The sequence below is a fragment of the Salinispirillum marinum genome (assembly GCF_042650105.1).
GTDB classification, from domain to species: Bacteria; Pseudomonadota; Gammaproteobacteria; order Pseudomonadales; family Natronospirillaceae; genus Salinispirillum; species Salinispirillum marinum.
In genome coordinates this window covers 622323-642902 of record NZ_JBHSAL010000001.1, presented here as the reverse complement: position 1 = coordinate 642902, position 20580 = coordinate 622323, and the positions used below count along the sequence as shown (strand labels likewise).

Here is a 20580-nt window from a genome sequence, read left to right as displayed (position 1 = left end):
CGAGAATACTATGACGGAACGTGTGGCCATCATCGAAGACGACCCCGCCATGGGTAAATTGCTTGTTGCGCTGCTTAGCCCCTATGGCTATGCCTGCTCGCACTTCGAATCTGCGGAGGCGTTTCTCGACCAGCCGAAGTCGTTAAGTCATTGGTCACTCGTGCTGGTGGACTGGATGCTGCCTGGTATGAGTGGGGTGGATTTGATTCGTGAACTCGTGAAGCAAGAACATGCACCGCCCAGTATTTTTGTGACAGCGGTGTCCGGCGAAGACGACCTAGCCCATGCATTGCACTTGGGTGCCGATGACTATGTGACCAAGCCGGTCAATAAGTCGGTTCTGCTCGCCCGGGTGCGGGCGGTGTTACGGCGCCAGCATAAACAAAGGTCAGGACCAGCCCAGCAAGGCCGGTTGATGCTGCGGCCAGACACCCTAGAAGCCGTAGCCATTCAAGGGCCGAGTTGTCGTTTGTCGGCCAACCAATTTAATCTGTTAGAGCGGTTGTTGGCGGATGAAGGGCAAGTCGTCAGTCGAGACGAGCTGGTGCAGGCGGTTTGGCCAAATGCCGAACAGAACGCTGACGGACGAGCCTTGGATTTGTTGGTCAGTCGATTGCGTCACAAGCTGGCTGAATTGCCGGATGTCGATCTGCATATCCGTAGCCTGTACGGGGCAGGCTATGTCGCCAGTTACGATTGATCTGCCAGCCATCCTGCGAAACTTTCTGGCGTTAACGGGCGCGAAAAATAGTAGCCCTGCAAGCGCTGGCAGCCGAATTCTTTTAAGCGTTGCCATTGAGCTTGTGTTTCAATGCCTTCCGCCAAGACTTGAAACCCAAGAGTGTTGCCCAGTTGCGCAATGGCATGGACGATGGCCTGATCGTGCTTGGACGACGCCAAAAACCGAATGAAACTGCGGTCGATTTTCAATTCAGCTAAGGGGAGTCGTCGTAAATACGATAACGATGAATAGCCGGTGCCAAAATCATCCAAGGCCCAGCGAATACCCCATTTCTTGACCGCCATCATGGTGGCCACCACGTCATCCAACTGATGAATCAATACCGATTCGGTGATTTCAAATTGTAACCCGGTGGGTGAAACACCCGATTCCGTGATAATGCGTGCCAGCTCGGGCAGCAAAATCGGGTCACGAAATTGCGTTGGACTGATGTTAACGGACAATGTGAACGTCCGGTCCGGGTTATTCTTCTGCCAATGCGCTAACCAGTTACAGGCATAGCGCAGTACAAAATAGCCAACCGGAATCAGCAATCCGGCCTGTTCGGCCTGGTCCAGGAACTGGTCTGGTGTTAATAAGCCTCGCGTCGGGTGTTGCCAGCGCAGCAGCACTTCAGCACCGACGCATTGGCCATCCGTATTCACTTGAGGTTGAAGCAGTACCGGCCAGTCCTGGGGCTGTGTGGCGCTGTGTTTCAGTTCATCGAGTAAGGTTTGCTCAGCCAGCATTATGGCTTGCATGGCTGGTGTGTAGAAGCAGGCGCGCGCTTTGCCGTCGCGTTTCGATTGATACAAAGCAATGTCTGCTTCGGCCAGTAAGTCGTCGGCATTCAAGTCTAGGCCGTTAAATAGGGTGATACCAAAGCTGAGGGATATGGTGACGGGGTCGCCCTGCACAGTTAACGGTTGTCGGGTAAGCTTGAGTAAGTTGTCCACCAATTTCTCGGTGGCTTGATGCGCGGTGGTCCGATCGTCATCCAGGTGTTGCAACACCAGAACGAATTCGTCGCCGCCGATCCGTGCCAACAGTCCGCCCTCTGGCAAGGCCTGGCTAAGCAGTTGGGTGAGGCTGTGCAGCAAGGCATCGCCAAAACTGTGACCGCGACTGTCGTTAATGACTTTGAAGTCATCGAGGTCCAACAAAATAAGGGCGCCGAAATAGCCCGTACGAGCGGAGTCGTTGGCTACTTGACTCAGGCGCTCTAGGAACAAGCGACGATTGGGTACTTCGGTGAGTGGGTCGTAAAATGCCAGTCGCTCCATGGCGGCGGCGGCGGCTTTTTCTTCGGTTAGGTCACGAATCACCGCCACAAACTGGCGCTCCGCGCCGACGTGCACGCTCGACAAAGCAATCGTCAGCGGGAACTTTTTGCCATCGCTACGTACTCCGGTTAACTCCGGAATTTCGGCCATGGCATTGGACGGCCCGGTGAATTCCCGCGTCAGGTAGTGATGGTGCTCGGCGGCGATCGACGGAGGCATCAATCGGTTAATGGATGCCCCAATTAATTCGCTGCGCGTGTAGCCAAAAAGTACTTCGGTTTCGTGGTTGATATCGAGTACAACGCCTTGAGCACTAGCGAGTACCACGCTGTCACGCATGTTGTTAAACACCGTGCGCATCCGTTCTGTTTGCAAGGTGAGTTCGTCACCGAGCGCCGCGTAGCGTGTGGCTTGTATTTCGCGCGAGGCAATGGCAGCCAGATCAACCAAAAACTGCCACTCATTCGTGCTGAGTTGACGCGGTTCGTGATCAATTAGACATAAGGTACCTAAGCGCTCACCATGCCAATAAAACAAAGGCACACCGGCGTAGAAACGAATGTGTGGCGTGCCGGTAACCAAAGGGTTGGTATTGAAGCGAACATCCTCTGTCGCATCTCTAACCTGCATGCCTTCGGCGGTTTGAATGGCATGTGAACAGAAGGAATGGTCGCGATGGGTCTCGCATATTTCCAAACCAAAATGGGACTTAAACCATTGCCGTTCGGCATCTACCAAACTGATCAAACTCACGGGCACACCAAAATGTTGCGCCGCCATGCGCGTGAGGCGATCAAAGCGCTCCTCAGGCGGCGTATCCAACAGGCCGGTTTGGCATAGGGCGGCCAGACGTTGAGTTTCGGTGGAAGTCCACAAAGGTTGCGTCATAGTCATCCAAGGTAATTCTGAATAAGGCGTGTCTACAGAACCGTTATAGCAGCCCGCGTTAGTGATCGTTATGCTTTTCTGAACGTTCAGTAAGAATGTATCGGAAATGTATCACACTTGCAGCAATGCATGCCCCGACTGTATTGCATCATACCGTCTTGAAACCTACGATTAACGGTGTTAAACGAGGGTTACAAAATGAAATCAAAATCAACGCTTTCGCTCCGTCATCGGTTGCTTATCGCTTTGTCCGTCCCGGTACTGGCGTTCTTGGCTTATTCCACCTTCTCAATTTATGAAGCCGGTAAGATCTATCACAATGTTGAGGCCATCTACGCGGATCGAGTCATTCCGTTGCAGCAACTGAAAACCATTGCCGACGATTACGCCGTGCTGGTCGTTGATGCTGTGAATAAGGCCAATGCAGGTTTGGTGACCGCTGAGCAGGCGGCGGCGGATATTCGTGCGGCGGCCAGTCGTATCGATCAAGAATGGACGAACTATAATCAAATAGACCATACCGCTGATGAGCAAGCGTTGGTAAATGAGGCCCAGCTACTGTTTCAAAATGCCGATGTCGATATTGAACGCGCGCTAGCCGTGTTGGATCGGTTGCAAGGCAACGTGGCCGGGCAACTAGAGTCGTTGGATGGCCCGCTCTATGACACCATTGACCCGATCAGCAGCAAGATCACTGAATTGGTTGAGCTGCAACTCACGATTGCCGGGCAACAATATCAATCGGCTACAGCCGAATATGGGGTAATACGAACGACTTCGATCTTAATGGTCGCTATACTGTTATTCATCAGTGCCGCAGTGGGCTTCTGGATATTTCGTTGGCTGGTGTCGCAAATTGGTGGCGAACCATCCGTCGTTATGGACATTACCCAGCGCATTGCCCGTGGTGAACTTTCGGTTGCAGTTCCCAACAATGCCCCGCAAGGCTCCATTATGGAAGCCATGAAAAAACTGCGCGACACCCTGCATCCCGTGGTCGAAGATGTGCAAGCCAACGCCAGTCGTTTGGCTGTCTTGGGTGCCCAGCTCAATGCGCGTGCCGAGTCAGCGCGGCCGCAGGTAGAACGCCAACAGGACGAAACGGTTCAGGTGGCAACCGCGATGTCGGAAATGACGGCTACGGTGGCAGAAGTTGCCAACAGTGCGGTGGGTGCAGCCGGTGCCAGTCAGGATGCAGAAACCGCGGTTAATTCTGGCGCTGCTGTGGTGCAACGCGTCATAGAATCCATTGAAACGCTGGCCAGTCGCTTGAATGAAGTATCTGAGTCGGTCAGCAGCGTGGCGAATGACAGTGAAGAAATTGGCGGCATACTGAACGTGATCAGCGGTATTGCCGAGCAAACCAATTTACTCGCCTTGAATGCGGCCATAGAAGCTGCACGGGCTGGCGAGCAAGGCCGTGGTTTCGCTGTGGTGGCTGATGAAGTTCGTAATCTGGCCGGTAGGACGCATGACTCCACACAGCAAATCCAACAGATGATTGAAAAACTGCGCGCGAACGTGGCCGGTGCGGTGGACGTCATGGGTAAAAGTCTGGACCAAGCCCATGAATCGGTAGCGATGAGCAGTGAAGCTCGGACGAATTTGGAGCATATTCGTGAGTCTGTATCGGTGATCAATAACATGAACACCCAAATTGCCAGTGCTGCCGAACAGCAAAGCCAAGTAGCGGCCGAGATTGATCGGAATTTGTCGGTCATTCGCGATGTCGCGCGTGAAGTGGGTGAAGGGTTTGAGGAGATCAGCGTTACGGAGACGGAAGTGCGGCAGGTGGCTGATCAACTGAATCAAAAAACCGCCTATTTCACCCTGTGATGCAGGAGTTTCAGCATGCAACCGATCGAAATACCGGATTTTAACGAGTTGATGCGTATGGCCAGGGAAGAGCCTGAAGCGCTGGAAACCATGCGTAAAGAATACACGGAACAACTGCTGGCCAGCGCTCCACCGGAATCCTTGCACCGGTTGCAAGGCATGGCTTTTGTGTTAGATGCCAAGCGCCGTACTGCGCACTCTCCCGCAGAAGTCTGTAAAGCGATGTCCGATTTAATGCTCGAGCGGTTGAAAGTCTTGCAAGCCAATTTTGAGGACATCAAAGGCATTGCGAACACCGTAAATGAACGAAAGGATGAAGACTACAACTCTGGTATCAGCGTCCAGAGTGCAATCGACAAGACCAAGGTCGTTTCAATATTCCGGCCAAATCAAAAGGATTGAAAGGTCATAGATGAGCCATCCGTGGGATGGCTCTCAACAATGGCTTAGATATTCGGGTTTAGATGTTCTGGCTTAGAAATCCCCCGGAGCACACTGCAGGCATGTCATGCCTAATTTTCTCCACTCGGCAACCACGGACGAACGATCATCCAACACCAGCCATGGAGCAAAGCCATCAGACTGAATTTTCTCAAACAGTGCTCGCTTAACGTCTTCATCCAGCAGGTGATCGGAGTTGTCTGGTCGCAAATAGATTGCGTCATGGGGTACATTGTTTGCAATGAGCCAATCAAGAGATTCGGCGCGATGTGTCTCCGGCCTACCACTACAAATCAGTATCTGTTGTCCACTCTCTTTCAAAATGCACACCAACCGGAAAATATCCGAAATTATGGGCGCATTTTCCATATACTCAAAAAATTTATCCCAGTGCTTATTTTCGGTTAATACCCAGTCATGCACAACAATAGGATCAAACTGTGCTAAGGTGCCATCGAGATCTACAATAACTGCCGGCTTGGACATTTAAAAACCCTCAAAAGGTGAAATTTCCCATTCATTTGAACCAGCGATAGGAATAAATTGAATAGGCTTTGCGTTTTGAACTCTCTTACAATAAGGCGTACCAAATATGCTGTTGTAATACGTGCGGTAGGTGCCGGAATGTCCGATGATCAGCGGAAAAGTATATTGGTTTAGAATATGATTGGTCGAGAGCAATATTCGTTGTTGAAAATCAATCCAAGATTCCCCATTCTCAGGAGTTTCTTCGTATTTTGCACTTTGTGGAATGGCGGTTTCTTCTAAGTCTCCCCAGTTGCGCTCCGAGAGATCTTTGAGTGAAATAAAAGACCGATTCGGTAAAGCGTACTCAGCCGTTTGTACGGTTCTTTGAAGTGTGCTCGTAAATACCATGCTCCACGGGTAGTCTATTTGATTTGCTAAGTTCTTTGCTTCCCGTATGCCAGCAGAGCTTAAGGGGCTGTCAGTCCAGCCTGCAATTAAACCAGTGGCATTGTGCACGCATTCAGCATGGCGAATAAACACAAAAGCTTTACGTTCGAGTTTCATGAGTAAAATCCAATGTGTTGGCGTTATAAATGCAATCCCCAATCTGTTTTTTCCATTCTGATATGGGTTCTAAGTTATGAAATAGTGGGATGGCGTACTTGCAGTTAAGGTATTTGACGAGCTTCTTTAGGTCTTCAGTTCGAGGATGTACATTCCATCGCACAAAAGTTGCTAGGCTAGAAGACACTGCATTCCGTGCATGTTCAGGTAAATGCCCCGTATATAAAATATTGTATTTTTCTTTGTGCGTCAGTAATCGTGCCGAATCCCCGCCGAAGCCATCAGGGTCACCACAAAGAATGATCGATGCATCATCATTAAAGCTTCTTGTACGCATTAATGACATGTTCAAGTAGGCTAAAGATGACACTAAAGACGGGTCGCCGAAATAAACATCGGAAGGATTTAGACAATCATCACCCAGTACCCAGTTATCTAAATTCACGCAAGAAAACCAGTAAGCCATCTCCAGTGCTCTGCCGGTTTGGGGGACAGGAAGAAGATTAGGTTTTTGATTGCTTAAGCTCTTCAATAAGCGTTCTTTGTTTGATTGCTGCGATGTTTCGTATAGGCCGTATGACGCATCCAGTAGAGCAACTTCAGATTTTGGTGGTAAGCAAAAGTTGTATAACTCTGACTCAAGGCTGAAATCGCCACTGTAAAAGATTCCGCCACCAATCCCTAAATGCAGCCATACGCCGCCATAGGAATGTCCATTGTTTCCCGTCGTGACAGTAATGCCACATATGTCAATGGTGCCTTTGTTCGGTAGCGTCCTAAAATTCAAGTGCTTATGAATTTTGCTGATGACATATGGCGTGGCATACACTGGCACCTGATCGTTGTCACTGAGATCTAATAGTCCACCGGCATGGTCTTGATGGTCATGTGTGATGATAATTGCATCAAGATCTTTCGGAAATTCCCAACCCTTGTGCGCGCAATCTTCTAAACTTCCGCCCGCATCGAGCAGAAATCTTTTTTTGCTTGTGCTAGTAATTTCAATTTCGATAAGAATGGCAGCCGCTGCTTTACTGCCAAAGCCGCTTAAAACGTTAATTCTAGTATTCATGCTATATTTCCAGTGGCCACGCGCTCTTCAAGATAATATGTTTTGTCGTTCCTTTTGAAATTGGGTGGTCAGAAAAAGCCAAAATTCGATCGTTACTGGAAAGTTCGAAGAAAACTTCATACTTGTCACCTTTGTATAAACACTCCGTTGCGATAGCGGGTAAGCTGTATGCAGATGCACTGTCATGTATTGCAATATGTTGTGGCCTGATCAAAAGTTTATAATCATGGCTTGGGTTGCCAATGTGGCTATTGATGGCACCATGGATTTCTTCTTCGTTTAACAATGATTTTTTTAAGGTGGTGAGGTTCGCGTTCGTGATGCTACCTTTGCCTATGAAATCGGCGATCCATGTTGTATTAGGCTTGTTGTATATATCCTGTGGCGTTGACCATTGCAAAATTTTGCCAGCTTTTATTACCGCTATACGATCAGATAAGGCCATCGCTTCGGTTTGGTCGTGGGTAACATAGATCAGGGTAGCCCCTGTCCTTTTATGGAACTCACGAAAGGTAATTTCCATGGACTCTCTAAGATGGCGGTCGAGATTGGCCAGTGGTTCGTCGAGCAGTATGATTTCTGGCTCACACACCAAGCTACGAGCAAGAGCCACTCTCTGTCTCTGCCCACCGCTGAGTTGGTTCGGATACCTTTTTGCGTAGTCGTTTAATTGCACGATTTCAAGTGCTTCAATGACCTTCTTGGTTCTCTGTTCGCCTTTGATTTTTTTTATCTTTAATGGATATGCGATGTTTTGCTCAACCGTCATATGTGGCCAAAGGGCATATGATTGAAAAACCATACCGAAGTTTCTTTCTTCAGTCGGAACATGAATTTGGGTAGAGGACAAACAATTTCCGCCGTGATGGATTTGTCCTTCATCAACCTGTTCGAATCCAGCAATCATTCTCAGTATGGTAGACTTCCCGCACCCACTTGGGCCAAGCAAGGATACGAACTCTCCGGGCTCAATTTCCAGGCTGAGTTTATCTACAACTCTTGCGCCGTTATATATTTTCGAAATGTTGGTTAGCGAAAGTCTTGCCATGGAATGACACCTTTTGGAAGTCTGTTTGAAAGTAGGCTAAGCGCTAACATCACCGCTATGACCATGAGCACGACAAGGACAGAGATAGCAGAGGCCAAAACACTATAGCCGCTTTGATCAAGTCCAAAGATCAAGACACCAATCGTTTCATTACCGGCACTCCAAAGTAATGCAGAAACCGTCAACTCATTCACGGAAATCAGGAATACCATCAAACCTCCGGCAAAGACCGCGGGGCCGGTCAGCGGCAGTACAATATCAACAATCCTGTTTAGAGTTCTGGCTCCTGAAATCTGCGCGGCTTCCTCAAGCGACTTATCCATCTGCGCTACCGCAGTCGCCACGGGTTTCATGGCGACGGCCATATAGCATGATATGTAGGCCAGCAATATTAACGTTAATGTCGAATAGATATTTACGTTAATAATTGGAATGGGTTTGACGAATAAGAGTATGAATGCAATTGAAAGAACAACACCAGGAATCGCGTAGGGAACTTCTATAATACTGACTATGGCTGTTCTGATTGATGATGAAGTATTTGCGATGATGTAGCTCGCCGGGAACGAAAAAATCATCAAGGCTATTGCTGCTGATGTGGCAAGAAAGATACTGTTTTCGAATGCCCTTAGTGTTGAACCTTGTCTGTTTAGCATTTCGTCATAGGCATTTAATGAAAACGTTGAAGCATTCAACGGCATACCGAGCGCTGGCACCAAGGATGTAATGACCAGCGCTATAAGTGGTATTACAAGTACAAAGAGTATTGTTGCGCCGGTTAATAGCTCAACATATTTTCGCCACTTTCCAAGCGCAATAAAAAAGGTCTGGGAAGAATGGCCAATCAAGGAGTATTTGCTGTTTTGTTGAATGGTCTGTTGAATGATCATACCCACAAGAACGAGTACAGAAATCATCATGGATAGCGCAGCAACTTCGCCGAGAACGCTCTGTCCGAACCCCGCCATTCTCTGGTAAATAAGTGTTGGAAGTACCAGATAGTTAATCGGAATACCTAACATGGCAGGTATGCCAAAGTTACCCAGTGATGACACAAAAGCTAATGCTGTTCCACTTGCGATCGAGCTTCTCGACAGCGGTAGAATGATGCCAAAAAGGATGTCCTTCCCCGATGCAGAAGCAATGGTTGCGGCTTCTATTAAGTCTTTAGGGATTGTTAATAATTGGCTTCTAACGATTAAGAACACCAGTGGCGCATTTTGAATGCCCAGTAACAAAGCTATGCCCTCGGCAGAATACATTGGGTTTGGGCTGCCGAGTGCTGGCGCAATGCCTAAGCTGTTGAGTAAAGGGCTCGCTGGGCCGAACAATTGCAACCAGCTTAGCGCAGTAACTTGTGGTGGTATCATCATGGGAATCATAAAGAGGAATATCCATAACGGTTTTGCTCGAACATTCGTTAACGTCATGGAGAATGCAAAGGCGCACCCTAGGGCCATAGCAATAAATGATCCCAGTGCCGACGTATAGAAGCTGTTCGACAAGGCTCGCCATGTCCGAGGGCTGGACAATATACTGGCTATTGGCGAATCTGCTGTAGAAAACCTAACCGTTTCTATGAATAGTCTGACTATCGGTAATACGCTGAATACCAATATACAAACAGCAAGTGAAAATGACAGCCAGAATATCTGGCTGTCTACTGAACGATGCCGCATTGATGTTACCTTTCGAATATGGCAGTGAATCGCTCTTTATTTATTTCTTCATTTCTCAAGGTTCTTTCCGCGTCGAATGCCATCAGTTTGATGCTGTCCCGAGCTGGGAAGCCTGCTGGCGGAGGTATGTCGCTATGGCCAGGCAGGTAGCCTTGATTCAGAACCAGTTGCTGTCCTTCTGGGGAGAGTAGGAAGTCAACAAACCGTTGGGCGGCTTGTTTGTTCTTGGATTCTTCCATTATGGCTACTGGTTCAGTAACCATGGTTACGCCGCTTTCAGGAAAAATGAATTCAATCGGCGATCCTTTGTTCGCTTCGCGGATGGCAAGAAAATCAACAATAACGCCATAAGGTTTTGTTCCTGCGGCAACTGCTGTCAGTACGCCGCCATTGCCACCTTGAGCCATTACCTGATTTTCATGTAAGGCTTCGTAATATTCCCAGCCCAAGCTTGGGTCGTCAGTAAGTGTTGCCATGTGGATCAGTGCAGCCCCAGAGAATAAAGGGCTAGGCATGACGACTTGGTTGCGATACTCGGGTTTTACTAAATCAGACCAGTCGCGTGGGTTCTGCGGTGCTCGCTGATGGCGAACAATACCCGTAGTGATGAGCTTGGTTCCGTAGTAGTAGCCATTTGGGTGGAACAAAGAATCATCATAAGCTGTGCGATAGGGGCTCAAGTAAGGGTGGAGATGACCATCGGCCAGCAACGATTCCATGCTGATACTGTCAGCAATCAGCAAAACGTCAGGTCGAACAACACCGCTATTGAGTTCAGCTCTTAATTTTGTCATGAGCTGGGTTGTACCATCACGTACCCATTCAACTTTAATGTCAGGGTTTGCGGCGTGGAAAGCGTCAACCGTCAATTGGGCATCAACATTTGGCTGGCTTGTATACAGGGTGATTGTGGTTGCTGAAGCAAGTGGCATCAGTACGCTAAGAACGGATGCGATGAGCATTTTTGAACGTATCATCTTTTTGTACTCCCGGTTGGTGGAGTGACAAAAATAGTGTTGTTATGTTACACCAAGGTTACCTTTTTCTTTCGTTTGAATAGAAAATACTTTCGTTTTATGATCTTTGCACTGTGTGAGGCCGTCCAATGAATCAACGACAATATGAAATTGTGCAAAGGGTAAACCAGCTCGGCAAAACTTCGGTGATGGACGTAGCCAAGCATTTTGACGTTTCGGTGCAAACCGTTCGCAGCGACATACGCTATTTGGCAGAGCGCGGGCTTATCTTGCGTAACCATGGGGAGGTCTTGCCATTTCCGCATCGCGAAAATATCAGTTATGACCAGCGCCGAATTCGAAACCTGCATGGCAAAGAAAGAATGGCTGCATTGTGTGCTGGTAAAATTTCAGACTATCAATCCCTTTTTATGGGAACAGGTTCAAGTGTCGCCGAAGTGGCTAATCACTTGACCCACTTTGTGGGCCTAAAGGTGATGACCAACAATCTGCACGTTGTCAGCAATTTATGTTCGCACCAGGACTGTGAGATTACGGTTGCCGGGGGCAGAGTTCGAAAGCGGGACCAGGATGTCGTGGGTGGTGATGCGGTGAAATTCTTTGAGCGCTATCGAGCTGATGTTGGTATGTTTTCTGTTGCTGCTATCAATCGTCGTGGTGTCTTGTTTGATTTCACCGATGAGGATATAGATAGCTTGGACTCGTTAGTATTGAACAGCCATTACAGGATTCTCTTGGCAGACAACACAAAATTCGAGTCTGAATCTCGATGTGTGTGGGATAACTTATCAAAATGCCATTGCTTGATTACCGATTCGAAACCACCCAAATATTTATTAAACAAGTTGTCTGCGGCTGGTGTGGAGGTTCTTTATTGAACTCCCCGATCTACTCGCTCTGTAGAGACCACTACCCGATTCCGCCCCCCTTCTTTGGCGGCATACAAGGCTTTGTCAGCCGCCAATAACATATCTTCAAAGCGTGCAAAATCTTCTACCACGGCGACGCCAGCGCTGAATGTACAGGTAAAGTCGGTGTGACTGCCATGGAAGGGTATTTGGCTGAACATCTCGCGTACGTTGTTGATCTTGGCCACCAGATCATCCGTTTTGCCGTTGTTTAATACCAGCATGAATTCCTCACCACCAAAACGCCCGATAAGATCGGACTGGCGTAGCTGAGTTTTTAACAACATGGATAGGCTGAGCAGCACTTGGTCGCCCGTAACATGACCATGGGTATCATTGACCGTTTTAAAGCGATCCAAATCCAACATGACCAACACCATGGGTTCGCTTTGGCGTTTGGCGAGCATAAACCGGCGGTTGGCGCTGTCTAAAATATGGTTGTGGTTTAACAGGCCGGTCAGACTGTCTTTCGCCATCAAGTCGCGTAGGCGACGGCCGCGCATGGCACGGTCGACAATCTGTAAAAGAAGTTCACGTGGCTGTTCTGTTTTCGAGAGCAGGTCGTCGGCATGATTGCGCACAATCGCCAGCTTGCTGTCCAAACTTTCATCGGCGCTTAAAAAGACAATGGGCGTGGTTTGAAACAGCTCCATGGGGCGCAGAATCTGTGCCACTTCAATGCCAGTGACGTTGGGCATGTGCAGATCAAGAATGAAAATGTCCGGGGTAAACTCACTGACCGCATGCAATATTTCGGTCGGTTCGTCCAACAGCAAAGCTTCAATACCAAATTGTTTGAACAGCACATCAAAGCGTTTCAGCAAAGCGGGGTCATCATCCAACATGATGGCACGCACGGGGCGTTCGGTATCTAACTTTAACAGTTTGTACAGTCGCCGAACCAACAACAGAATTTGCAGGTCTTTCGGGTCAAGAAACAACGCACCCGAGCGAATCAGTTCCAAGCGCCACGGGAAATTCGGCTCTTCGCTGTCCGAACTCACCAGGACCGGAATGCCTTCTACCGTGCAATGGCGAACAAGGGGACGCCAGTGTGACCAGTTGCGGATGGTGCAGGAAACCACAACGACATCCAGGCTATCATGTTCTGGCCGCTTATCGGGGTCTATGATTTGCCTGGCTTGAAAGCCAAAGCGACACAGATCAGTGCATATTTCGGCCAAGGTGTCGGTGTCGTCACCGAGCAGCCCTACTCTGACATCACTCAGTTCGCGGGCTTGCGGTTGGCTGATGGTCGGACTGTCATTTGTCATTATGTCCGTTACATCGGACTGCACAGCGCTGATATGATTGGTCACCATAGCACTCAGTTCACGCAATAACTGGGTGATTTCATCAACGACAATACGTGACGGTTGCGCGTCCAGCCCGGTTAACAGATGTTTAAGGTGCTGTTCGATGCGCCGCGTGAGGCGACTTACATCATGCAGTCCGTAACTACCACTGGTGCCCGTCATGGTGTGCGCGGCACGGTGGAGGGTGCGTAACTGTTCGGTATCCCATGTTGATAGAAGCGAGTCCCACTGCTGTTTCATGTCCGGCAGTAGTTGGTCTCGTACCTTTGCCAAATAGTCATCCATGAGTTGACGCAGAATCTCGTCAAATTTCTGATCGCTCATTGTGGCACCTATCGTGATCGCTTTTTATCGTTCTATTATGAGTGCTTTATAATACACCGATAATAAACCACGGAGTAACCCATGCAGTTGACGAACATCAACATACCATTGCTTTGTATCGATCGGTGGTCGCTTTCAGCGGATCAAGTGTGGACGGTCTTGGGAGGGAACGGCAGTGGTAAGGGCACCTTGGCGCGTCTGTTGTGTGGTGAGTTGGATGCGATGGCGGGCATCACCGATGCACCAAAGCGGGTACATTGGCTGTCGTTGGAAAAACAACAGGCGTTGTACGAACGCGAACTCTACAACGATGACACCGATTTTACCGACCAACTCGACCCCGGCACCTGCGTACAAGACTTATTGTTGGAGGTCGCAGCACCTTGGTCGAGCCGACATGACAACGTGGTTGAACAACTGCAACTTGCTCCATTGCTGGCGCGTGGTTATCGCCTGTTGAGCAGCGGTGAAGGACGCAAAGTCATGCTGGCGCGGGCCGTGTTGGAGGTTCCGGATTTACTGTTGCTGGATGAACCCTATGAGGGGCTGGATGTCGTCGCGACGCAGATGCTGGAACAGGCGCTGGCAGCGCTTGTGGCTGCGGGTCAATGGGTGATCATGTTGGTCAATCAGAAACAGGACATTCCGCCGTGGACAACCCATTTGGCATGGCTTGACCACGGTCGATTGGTCTTACAGGGGCCATACAGCGAGTTGCAACAACATCCCGATTTTCACGCGGCGTTGCGCTATACCGAGGTCGAGTCGCTGCATCTTCCAGTACGACAGTCGGCCTTTCAATTGCCGGATTGGCCAGCCGATGAACCTCTAGTGCGGCTGCGAGGAGGGCGCGTGGCCTATGGTGATCTGGTGCAGTTTGATGGGGTCGATTGGGACCTCTGGCCGGGGTGTCATACCCAGATCAGCGGGCCAAACGGTTCCGGTAAATCGACGTTGTTGAACCTGATCACCGGTGATCACCCCCAATGTTATGCCAATGATCTCACCGTTTTCGGTTACCGCCGTGGGCGTGGAGAAACCATTTGGGACATCAAAAAGCACATTGGCTATGTATCGGGTAATCTGCACCGGGACTATCGCGTGGCAGGTAATGCACTCACCGCCGTGGTGTCCGGGCTGACGGATTCCATCGGGGTGTATCAGGCCACTGGTGAGCACGAACGCGAGTTGGCAACCCAATGGTTAGCCATTGTGGGTTTGGAACACCGCGCCAACGCCTCGTTTCGCAGTCTTTCCACGGGTGAGCAGCGACTGGTGTTGATCGCTCGTGCGTTAATTAAGCAACCGCCGCTGTTGATACTCGATGAACCCACCCAGGGGCTGGACGACCTCAATCGTTTTCTGGTGCTGGCAGCGGTGGAGCGTATACTCAAAACAGGCCCGACGACCTTGCTGTTTGTGAGCCATCGAACGGACGAACAGCCCGCCTTATTACAACAACGACTGAGTTTTGTACCACAGGTTGAAGGCCCATCCCTTTATCACCTCGTTCAGGAGAGCCTGATATGATCCCTTTAATTTCTGCCGATGCCTTGCAGGTGTTGCTGCACGATACCACGCGCGATGTGCTGGTTTTGGATGCCCGGTTTGACTTGGCCAACCCCGTTGCGGGCTTGGAGGCATGGCGTGACGGGCACATCGCACATGCCCTGTATGCCGATCTGGATCAAGATTTGTCAGGCCCCATCATACCGGGTGTGACCGGGCGGCATCCGCTACCTGATGCGATGGCTTGGCAACCGACATTGCGCCGCTGGGGCGTGACCACGGATTCGGTGATTGTCCTCTACGACGCGGGCAACAGCATGTTCGCTGCGCGTGCCTGGTGGATGTTGCGCTGGGCCGGTTTAACCCAGGTATTGGTGTTGAATGGCGGTATCGCCGCATGGCAGGAGGCGGGTTTTGCTCTGTCGACCGACGTTGCAGAGCGTGCAACCAGCGATGTCGTCATTCAGCCGCATCACGAATGGCTGGTCAGTGCCGATGAATTACTGGCTAACCCAGAGCAGTATCAACTGTTTGATGCGCGAGCCTACGCACGCTTCAGCGGTCAGACGGAGCCCTTGGATAAAAAAGCCGGGCATATTCCGGGTGCTGTATGCTTGGATTTCAGCCAAAACTTGCAAGCCAATGGGCAATTTCTGCCCCCTGTTGCCTTACGTGAACGCTTCGCGGGCGTCGGTATTGTGCTACCGGTCAGCACTGCCAGCTCAACGTGCTTTATGGAAGACAAACAGGTGGTGTGTTACTGCGGGTCGGGTGTGTCGGCCTGCCATAATATTTTGGCGATGGTGAGTGCGGGCCTTCCTATGCCATTGCTCTATGCCGGGTCGTGGAGTGAGTGGATTCAGGACGATGCGCGTCCGGTGGCGACCGGTGATGCTTAAAACCGCTGTACAATTACTGACGTATACCCTTCAAATCGTTGCAATAGGCAAAACATGACAGACCGAAAAAGTAGCCCCGTAAGGGGGTCGCGTTTGGGGCGCTTAGGGCAGTTCGGCCGCTTGGCGACCGGTATCGCTGGTGGTGTGATTGCGGAAGGTGCACGGTCGTTGGCCAGCGGTAAGCGCCCGGCTTTGCGGGATATGGTCATCACCCCCGGTAACATCACCCGCATTGCCGATGAAATGGCGCGTTTGCGCGGCGCGGCCATGAAAGTAGGGCAGTTGCTGTCCATGGATACGGGTAATGCCTTGCCACCGGAATTGGCTGATTTATTAGCGCGGTTGCGCGCAGATGCGGATGCTATGCCCATGCAGCAACTGGCGCCCGTGCTGGTGCAGGCCTGGGGGCCGGAATGGCCGCAGCAGTTTCGCCGTTTTGACCAGCGGCCGCGAGCCGCTGCATCCATCGGACAGGTGCATTATGCCGAGTTTCATGACCATCAACCGCTTGCAATCAAAGTCCAGTACCCCGGTGTGGCGCGCAGCATTGACAGCGATGTCGACAACCTCGCTACCCTGTTGCGCATGACACGCTTATTGCCCAAAAGCCTTGATTTAGCACCCTTGTTGGCCGAAGCCAAAGTTCAACTGCATGCCGAAACCGACTACCAACGTGAGGCCGCGGCGCAACAACGCTTTGCTGAACGATTGCAGGATGATCCGCATTTTACCGTGGCCAAGGTGCATGCCGAACTGAGCACGGCACAGGTACTGACCATGGACTATATGCCCGGTCAGCCGGTTGAGGCCTTGGTGAACCAACCGCAAACGCTGCGTGACACCGTGATGCAACGATTGTTTGAGTTGCTGTTTCGTGAACTCTTTGTTTGGGGTGAGGTGCAGACCGACCCGAACCTGGCCAATTTCTTGTATCAGGCCGAGCAAGACCGCTTGGTGTTATTGGATTTTGGTGCGGTGCGTGCCTACGACGCCGATATGGTGGCGGCCTATCGTGAACTGCTGCACGCCGGACAAACGCATAATACCGCCAGTATGTTATCGGCAGCCACCCGTATCGGCTATTTTGCGCAAGATATCCAGCCCGCCCAGCAGCGGGCGGTACTGGCCTTGTTCGAATTGGCCTGCGAGCCACTGCGACAACAGGGTGCTTACGATTTTGGCACCAGTGATTTGGCCGTGCGCGTCCGCGAAGCGGGTATGGCCATGAGTTTTGAACAAGACTACTGGCATTCTCCGCCGGTAGCCGCCTTGTTTCTACATCGAAAAATCGCCGGACTGTATTTGCTCGCCGCACGCTTGCAGGCGCGGGTTGATGTTGGGGCCATCCTTGCGCCCTTTTTATCGTCAACCTTACCGGATCAGGCGGCGCGTGTACCCACCGCATGAGGTAAGCCACGATAAACGGCCTGTGCGACCAGTGCGGCGAGCACGGTTTTCACCGCATCGCCCGGAATATACACCCACATAATGGTGACGGCGCTCAGCCAATCCCGCCCCGTCACCAGTTTGAATCCGGCAATGCCAAACACATACAGCACGATGATGCCACCGAACAACGCCGCGATCAGGGCCGCAGGAAACACCGGCAACCATCGCAACCATAGAGCCATGTATCCGGTCGCCAAGGCGGCGAACGGAAAGCCGATGACAAACCCGGCGGTAGGACTCATAAACACACCCAAGCCACCGCGCCCGCCCGACAGTAAAGGGGCACCCAAGGCCACGACAAAGGCGAACAACAGCATGGCCAAGGCGCCGCGCCAAGGCCCCAGCATGATGCCCGCGAGCATGACCCCCAGTGTTTGTGCCGTGATGGGAATGCCGGTGGCGAATGGGATCGGTGGTATGAAACCGAGCGCCGCAACCAGTGCTGCATAGAGTGCGATCTGTACCAAGTGTTTGTCGTTCATGGTGAGTCCTTAGGTATTAGGGGTTGAAGGAGAAGATTGTCGACGCATTTCGGGTGATTTCTTGTTCTGACTGGATGGCGTAATACCGCCCCGGGCTGCCAGCGCCTCCGCCACATGATCGGCCATACGAATCGATTGAATGGTTAACGGGATGGCGAGCTTCCACACCTGCCGGTTACCGCCCCGGGCACGCCAGGTATCCAATAATTGCTCCAGCACGGCCAACAATACCGGCACAAAACGCACCAACAGACCGACGGCGAAGGCCAGCCGATCAGGCGAAAGGCCCAACCATTGCAATGGCAATAACACCGGGCGCAGCGCCGCCAGCATATCGTCCATGCGGGTGGTGAGTGTCACTAAATTGGCAAGCAGTACCAGGGTGCTCATGCGCAAGACTAAGGTAAGGCCAACGGACCAGCCGAAGGACCACCATTGCAGGGCGAAGATCAAGGCGAACAGTGGGATCAGCGGGCGCATCAAACGCAATTGCCGCAACGCAGTGGGTCCTGCACTCATGTACAACGCCAACACGACGCTCAACGCTAGCGCTTGCCATCCTGCGTGTTGGATGGGAAAGAGCACCACACTGCTGGCCGCCAATACCACTAACTTTAATCCGGCTGGCACGCCGTGCAGCCAGGTGCGTTGACCCAAAAATAGGCTGATCATGCGGTGACCACCGCCCATTCTGCACGCTGGGCACGCGCATGAGCGACGTATTCAGGCAATATCTCCTGCGGTGTCCCATCACCTTTCAGTTGACCTTGTTCGAGCCAGATTACCCGGTCAAAATCGTTCAGCGTGTCCAGTTCGTGACTGATCATCAGGATTTGTTGCGGCAGGCTGTGCAGTAAATCGAGTAATTGATAGCGGGTCGGCAAGTCCAGCGCCGAAAAGGGTTCGTCCAAAATTAACAGCTTTGGTTCTAAAAGCAGCACAGCAAATATACAGAGTAGCTGTTTTTGTCCATCCGACAGTGCATGTACGGGTCGATACGCCCAGTCGGCACGGCCATAGCGGGCCAACAAATCCAGCCCGTGCTGTTCGGCGTCACGCCTGGACAAGCCTTGATTGCGCAGACCAAAAGCCAGTTCTTCAATCACCGTGGGAAAGATCACTTGATGGTCGGGGTTCTGAAAAATAAAGCCAACGGTCGATGCCATATGACGTGGGCCTTGCGATGGATTTTCACCAAACACCTCGACATGGCCGGTGGTTGACGGCAGCAAACCATTCACAACACGCACCAACGAGCTTTTACCCGAACCGTTATGGCCGATTAGCCCGATGCGGCGCTCGGTCAGTTGCAGGCTCAAGTTAGGTATCACCACAACGCCGTCGCGTTCCACGCGCAGGTGATCGAAGTGGATACCGTCGGAACAGTGAACTTGGGGCATGATCGCTACATTCAGGGCTAAAAAGAAGGGCGATTATAGGGAACCCTGCGAGGGGCGTCAGCAAAGTTGTAAACACAAAAGAATTCCAGGGTTTACGTCTTTAAGGGCAGCGTTCGGGCTTGCAAATCTCCGCAAAACGATTAAATTAGTTGTACCTAAAGTAAGAGTGAGTGAGGTTCCGCATGATATTCCGCCAACTGTACGACGCTACCTCGTCCACCTACACCTATGTATTGGCTGACGAACAAAGCCGAGAAGCCATCATCATCGACCCGGTCTTTGAACAGGTGCAACGTGACCTATCGTTGTTGGATGAGCTCGGTTTAACACTCAAGTTGATTTTGGACACCCATGTACACGCCGACCACGTAACCGCTGCTTGGCTGCTGAAGCAGAAAACCGGAGCGCAAATAGCCAATGCTGCGGTGAATGGTGCGGAGCACGTGGATATTCCATTGCACCACGGCGACCGTGTTGATGTGTCCGGGGTGATTTTGGAGGTACGCGCCACACCAGGCCATACCGCCGGGTGTCTAAGCTACGTACTGGCCGATCAGAGCATGGTATTTACTGGCGATGCGGTGTTGATTCGTGGTTGTGGTCGCAGTGACTTTCAGCAAGGTAACGCGGTAACCCTGTTTAAGTCGATCACCGAGCAAATTTTCAGTCTGCCAGACGACTGTAAAATTTACCCGGCGCATGATTATCAAGGCCGCACCCTATCCACCGTAGCCGAAGAGAAAGCCTTCAATGCGCGCGCCGGTGGTGGTGCTGTGGAGGCGGATTTTGTCGGCTATATGGACGCCATGAAGCTGCCGCACCCGAAGAAAATTGCAGAAGCACTACCGGCTAATATGCGTTCCGGCATGCCGGAAGACGGAAAAATGCCCGCCGAGCCGGATTGGGCCGAACTTAGAATTACGTTCAGTGGCGTGCCGGAAGTTGAGCCGGAGTGGGTGGTTACCCATCGGCAAGATATCACCTTGTTGGACGTGCGCGAGCCGGACGAATGGGTAGATGCGCATGCCGTAGAGGGCGCAATAACCATTCCGCTAGGCCATTTGCGTGCACGTATTTCCGAGGTGCCCACCGACAAACCTGTGGTCGCCCTATGTCGCTCCGGGCGACGCTCCGCGATGGCGGTGAGCATCCTGAAAGAAGCCGGGCATGACCGTGTCGCCAATGTGCGTGGGGGTATGCTCCGTTGGCATGAGCAAGCGCTGTAGCATGGGCGCAGGGCGTGTGCCTCAAGGCGCGACTCCCGGCCTGCCGTGGAGCGCCTTAGGCATACCCCGATTGCCCATGCCTTGGTAGTT

At 51.4% G+C, this 20580-nt stretch carries 19 protein-coding genes; 8 read left to right on the top strand and 11 right to left on the bottom strand.

Translation table 11 applies throughout. The features are described 5' to 3' along the window. Positions 1-10: 10 nt before the first annotated feature. Positions 11-700 carry a response regulator transcription factor gene (locus tag ACFOSD_RS03095; RefSeq protein WP_380693667.1) on the top strand — a complete coding sequence of 230 codons (690 nt, stop codon included), beginning with the start codon at positions 11-13 and terminating at the stop codon, positions 698-700. On the opposite strand, the gene ACFOSD_RS03090 is transcribed toward ACFOSD_RS03095, so the two are convergent. Then, positions 691-2892 (bottom strand): EAL domain-containing protein, encoded by a 2202-nt coding sequence (locus ACFOSD_RS03090; RefSeq protein ID WP_380693669.1) that lies wholly within the window; start codon positions 2890-2892, stop codon positions 691-693. The two genes, ACFOSD_RS03095 and ACFOSD_RS03090, sit on opposite strands and share 10 nt — an antisense overlap. Before the next feature lie 198 nt (positions 2893-3090). Between ACFOSD_RS03090 and ACFOSD_RS03085 the strand changes: the two genes are divergently transcribed. Further along, a complete protein-coding gene (locus ACFOSD_RS03085) occupies positions 3091-4728 on the top strand; it encodes a methyl-accepting chemotaxis protein (RefSeq protein ID WP_380693671.1) in 1638 nt (545 codons plus the stop codon). 15 nt (positions 4729-4743) lie between these two features. Next, positions 4744-5130 carry a DUF3135 domain-containing protein gene (locus tag ACFOSD_RS03080; RefSeq protein ID WP_380693673.1) on the top strand — a complete coding sequence of 129 codons (387 nt, stop codon included), beginning with the start codon at positions 4744-4746 and terminating at the stop codon, positions 5128-5130. A 72-nt stretch (positions 5131-5202) separates the two neighbouring features. Here the strand turns inward: ACFOSD_RS03080 and ACFOSD_RS03075 are convergent, their stop codons facing one another. From ACFOSD_RS03075 to ACFOSD_RS03050, 6 genes are read right to left on the bottom strand one after another with little or no spacing between them, the layout of a single operon-like run. Further along, positions 5203-5655 carry a phosphatase domain-containing protein gene (locus ACFOSD_RS03075; RefSeq protein ID WP_380693675.1) on the bottom strand — a complete coding sequence of 151 codons (453 nt, stop codon included), beginning with the start codon at positions 5653-5655 and terminating at the stop codon, positions 5203-5205. Further along, on the bottom strand, positions 5656-6201 hold the full coding sequence (locus tag ACFOSD_RS03070; protein WP_380693677.1) for a histidine phosphatase family protein: 546 nt from the start codon (positions 6199-6201) through the stop codon (positions 5656-5658). It lies immediately after the preceding gene. Beyond that, positions 6185-7273, bottom strand: coding sequence for an MBL fold metallo-hydrolase (locus ACFOSD_RS03065; protein ID WP_380693680.1), 1089 nt, complete (start codon positions 7271-7273; stop codon positions 6185-6187). The genes ACFOSD_RS03070 and ACFOSD_RS03065 overlap by 17 nt, the downstream gene beginning before the upstream one ends. Position 7274: 1 nt before the next feature. After that, a complete protein-coding gene (locus ACFOSD_RS03060; RefSeq protein WP_380693682.1) occupies positions 7275-8321 on the bottom strand; it encodes an ABC transporter ATP-binding protein in 1047 nt (348 codons plus the stop codon). After that, positions 8303-10000 (bottom strand): ABC transporter permease, encoded by a 1698-nt coding sequence (locus tag ACFOSD_RS03055; RefSeq protein WP_380693684.1) that lies wholly within the window; start codon positions 9998-10000, stop codon positions 8303-8305. The genes ACFOSD_RS03060 and ACFOSD_RS03055 overlap by 19 nt, the downstream gene beginning before the upstream one ends. Before the next feature lie 5 nt (positions 10001-10005). Continuing rightward, positions 10006-10977 carry an ABC transporter substrate-binding protein gene (locus ACFOSD_RS03050; RefSeq protein WP_380693686.1) on the bottom strand — a complete coding sequence of 324 codons (972 nt, stop codon included), beginning with the start codon at positions 10975-10977 and terminating at the stop codon, positions 10006-10008. A 128-nt stretch (positions 10978-11105) separates the two neighbouring features. On the opposite strand from ACFOSD_RS03050, the gene ACFOSD_RS03045 reads away from it, so the two are divergent. After that, positions 11106-11855: a DeoR/GlpR family DNA-binding transcription regulator gene (locus ACFOSD_RS03045; RefSeq protein ID WP_380693688.1), complete on the top strand. Its 750-nt coding sequence runs from the start codon at positions 11106-11108 to the stop codon at positions 11853-11855. Here the strand turns inward: ACFOSD_RS03045 and ACFOSD_RS03040 are convergent. After that, the gene (locus tag ACFOSD_RS03040; protein ID WP_380693691.1) at positions 11849-13525 is read right to left on the bottom strand and encodes a diguanylate cyclase; all 1677 of its coding nucleotides are present in this window, start codon (positions 13523-13525) and stop codon (positions 11849-11851) included. The genes ACFOSD_RS03045 and ACFOSD_RS03040 overlap by 7 nt on opposite strands. Before the next feature lie 81 nt (positions 13526-13606). Here ACFOSD_RS03040 and modF point away from each other — a divergent pair, with 81 nt between their 5' ends. Genes modF through ACFOSD_RS03025 form a run of 3 tightly spaced genes read left to right on the top strand, consistent with a single transcriptional unit; the run spans position 13607 to position 17340 of the window. Next, a complete protein-coding gene (gene modF, locus ACFOSD_RS03035) occupies positions 13607-15055 on the top strand; it encodes a molybdate ABC transporter ATP-binding protein ModF (RefSeq protein WP_380693693.1) in 1449 nt (482 codons plus the stop codon). Beyond that, positions 15052-15933, top strand: coding sequence for a sulfurtransferase (locus ACFOSD_RS03030; protein WP_380693696.1), 882 nt, complete (start codon positions 15052-15054; stop codon positions 15931-15933). The genes modF and ACFOSD_RS03030 overlap by 4 nt, the downstream gene beginning before the upstream one ends. Positions 15934-15987: 54 nt before the next feature. Next, entirely contained in the window at positions 15988-17340 is a 1353-nt protein-coding gene (locus ACFOSD_RS03025) for an ABC1 kinase family protein (protein WP_380693698.1), read from the top strand. Here the strand turns inward: ACFOSD_RS03025 and ACFOSD_RS03020 are convergent. The 3 genes from ACFOSD_RS03020 to ACFOSD_RS03010 are packed head-to-tail and all read right to left on the bottom strand — an operon-like array spanning position 17313 to position 19264. Then, positions 17313-17864: a biotin transporter BioY gene (locus ACFOSD_RS03020; protein ID WP_380693700.1), complete on the bottom strand. Its 552-nt coding sequence runs from the start codon at positions 17862-17864 to the stop codon at positions 17313-17315. The two genes, ACFOSD_RS03025 and ACFOSD_RS03020, sit on opposite strands and share 28 nt — an antisense overlap. 9 nt (positions 17865-17873) lie before the next feature. Further along, on the bottom strand, positions 17874-18536 hold the full coding sequence (locus ACFOSD_RS03015) for an energy-coupling factor transporter transmembrane component T family protein (RefSeq protein ID WP_380693703.1): 663 nt from the start codon (positions 18534-18536) through the stop codon (positions 17874-17876). After that, a complete protein-coding gene (locus ACFOSD_RS03010) occupies positions 18533-19264 on the bottom strand; it encodes an energy-coupling factor ABC transporter ATP-binding protein (protein ID WP_380693705.1) in 732 nt (243 codons plus the stop codon). Before ACFOSD_RS03010 ends, ACFOSD_RS03015 begins: the two co-directional genes overlap by 4 nt. Before the next feature lie 182 nt (positions 19265-19446). Here ACFOSD_RS03010 and ACFOSD_RS03005 point away from each other — a divergent pair, with 182 nt between their 5' ends. Further along, complete coding sequence (locus ACFOSD_RS03005) at positions 19447-20490, top strand: MBL fold metallo-hydrolase (protein WP_380693707.1); 1044 nt, start codon at positions 19447-19449, stop codon at positions 20488-20490. The last annotated feature ends 90 nt before the right edge of the window (positions 20491-20580 follow it).

Excerpts from the sequence above, each read along its gene's own strand:
- ACFOSD_RS03065 (WP_380693680.1), bottom strand. The coding sequence starts at position 7,273 with ATGAATACTAGAATTAACGTTTTAAGCGGCTTTGGCAGTAAAGCAGCG.
- ACFOSD_RS03030 (WP_380693696.1), top strand. The coding sequence starts at position 15,052 with ATGATCCCTTTAATTTCTGCCGATGCCTTGCAGGTGTTGCTGCACGAT.
- ACFOSD_RS03010 (WP_380693705.1), bottom strand. The coding sequence starts at position 19,264 with ATGCCCCAAGTTCACTGTTCCGACGGTATCCACTTCGATCACCTGCGC.
- ACFOSD_RS03090 (WP_380693669.1), bottom strand. The coding sequence starts at position 2,892 with ATGACGCAACCTTTGTGGACTTCCACCGAAACTCAACGTCTGGCCGCC.
- ACFOSD_RS03045 (WP_380693688.1), top strand. The coding sequence starts at position 11,106 with ATGAATCAACGACAATATGAAATTGTGCAAAGGGTAAACCAGCTCGGC.
- ACFOSD_RS03075 (WP_380693675.1), bottom strand. The coding sequence starts at position 5,655 with ATGTCCAAGCCGGCAGTTATTGTAGATCTCGATGGCACCTTAGCACAG.
- modF (WP_380693693.1), top strand. The coding sequence starts at position 13,607 with ATGCAGTTGACGAACATCAACATACCATTGCTTTGTATCGATCGGTGG.
- ACFOSD_RS03055 (WP_380693684.1), bottom strand. The coding sequence starts at position 10,000 with ATGCGGCATCGTTCAGTAGACAGCCAGATATTCTGGCTGTCATTTTCA.
- ACFOSD_RS03020 (WP_380693700.1), bottom strand. The coding sequence starts at position 17,864 with ATGAACGACAAACACTTGGTACAGATCGCACTCTATGCAGCACTGGTT.
- ACFOSD_RS03005 (WP_380693707.1), top strand. The coding sequence starts at position 19,447 with ATGATATTCCGCCAACTGTACGACGCTACCTCGTCCACCTACACCTAT.
- ACFOSD_RS03060 (WP_380693682.1), bottom strand. The coding sequence starts at position 8,321 with ATGGCAAGACTTTCGCTAACCAACATTTCGAAAATATATAACGGCGCA.
- ACFOSD_RS03025 (WP_380693698.1), top strand. The coding sequence starts at position 15,988 with ATGACAGACCGAAAAAGTAGCCCCGTAAGGGGGTCGCGTTTGGGGCGC.
- ACFOSD_RS03070 (WP_380693677.1), bottom strand. The coding sequence starts at position 6,201 with ATGAAACTCGAACGTAAAGCTTTTGTGTTTATTCGCCATGCTGAATGC.
- ACFOSD_RS03085 (WP_380693671.1), top strand. The coding sequence starts at position 3,091 with ATGAAATCAAAATCAACGCTTTCGCTCCGTCATCGGTTGCTTATCGCT.
- ACFOSD_RS03050 (WP_380693686.1), bottom strand. The coding sequence starts at position 10,977 with ATGATACGTTCAAAAATGCTCATCGCATCCGTTCTTAGCGTACTGATG.
- ACFOSD_RS03095 (WP_380693667.1), top strand. The coding sequence starts at position 11 with ATGACGGAACGTGTGGCCATCATCGAAGACGACCCCGCCATGGGTAAA.
- ACFOSD_RS03015 (WP_380693703.1), bottom strand. The coding sequence starts at position 18,536 with ATGATCAGCCTATTTTTGGGTCAACGCACCTGGCTGCACGGCGTGCCA.
- ACFOSD_RS03040 (WP_380693691.1), bottom strand. The coding sequence starts at position 13,525 with ATGAGCGATCAGAAATTTGACGAGATTCTGCGTCAACTCATGGATGAC.
- ACFOSD_RS03080 (WP_380693673.1), top strand. The coding sequence starts at position 4,744 with ATGCAACCGATCGAAATACCGGATTTTAACGAGTTGATGCGTATGGCC.